Source organism: Chromobacterium sinusclupearum (assembly GCF_002902845.1).
Lineage (GTDB): Bacteria > Pseudomonadota > Gammaproteobacteria > Burkholderiales > Chromobacteriaceae > Chromobacterium > Chromobacterium sinusclupearum.
This window is the reverse complement of record NZ_PPTF01000025.1, coordinates 1-887: the sequence shown is the minus strand read 5'-3', so window position 1 is coordinate 887 and position 887 is coordinate 1. Positions and strand designations below refer to the sequence as shown.

General features: G+C 68.5%; 1 protein-coding gene. It reads left to right on the top strand.

Translation table 11 applies throughout. The annotated features are described in order from the left end of the window. On the top strand, window positions 1-887 hold an 887-nt coding region (locus C2134_RS07785), incomplete at both ends, for a type VI secretion system Vgr family protein (protein ID WP_146042111.1).

Below are 887 nucleotides of genomic sequence, written 5' to 3'. Positions count from 1 at the left end.
GCCAGCTTCGCCTCCGCCTTCACCCAGGACCGCCGCCAGCTGACGCTGTCCCTCGGCAACGGCAGCATCGCCGCCGAGCAGCTGCTGCCGCTGGCGCTGGACGGCGAGGAAGGGGTGTCCCGGTCCTACCGCTTCACCGTCACCTGTTTGTCGCCCGACGGCGGCATCGAACTGAAGACCCTGCTCGGCCAGCCGGCCCGCATCGGCATCGCGGACGCGTCTGGCGGCGAATCGATCCGCTGCGGCGTGGTCAGCCAGGCGGAATTGGTCGGGGCCGACGGCGGTTTCGCCCAGTACCGGCTGACCATCGAGCCGCCGCTGGCGCTGCTGCGCCACCGCCGCACCTCGCGCGTGTTTCAGGACCTGACCGTCCCGCAGATCATCGAGCAGATCCTGGCCGAGCATCAGCAGGCCAACCCCGCCTTCGCCCGCGGCCAGGCGCTGGCGATGCAAGTCGGCCAGGCCGATCCGCGCAGCTACTGCCTGCAATACCGCGAGAGCGATTACGACTTCATCGTCCGCCTGCTGCACGAAGAGGGTTATGCCTGGCGCTTCGAACATGTGGACGGCGATTCGCCCCAGGTCAAACTGGTGGTGTTCGACGACGTCTACAGCCTGCCGCCGGCTGAGATCGAGCGCGTGCGCTTCCACCGCAGCGACGCCACCGAGGAAGAAGACGGCCTGACCGAGTGGCAGAGCCGCCGCCAGATCGTGCCCGGCCAGGTGGCGCTGGCCACCTTCGACTACCAGCCGGTGTCCACCCAGCAGGTCGGCGATCAAAGCCGCATCGCACAAGGCAAAGACGGCGCGGCGCTGCAAACCACCCTGCAGGACTACGACCCGCAAGGCCTGTATTACGCCGGCGACGCCGAACAGCTCGCCCGCTA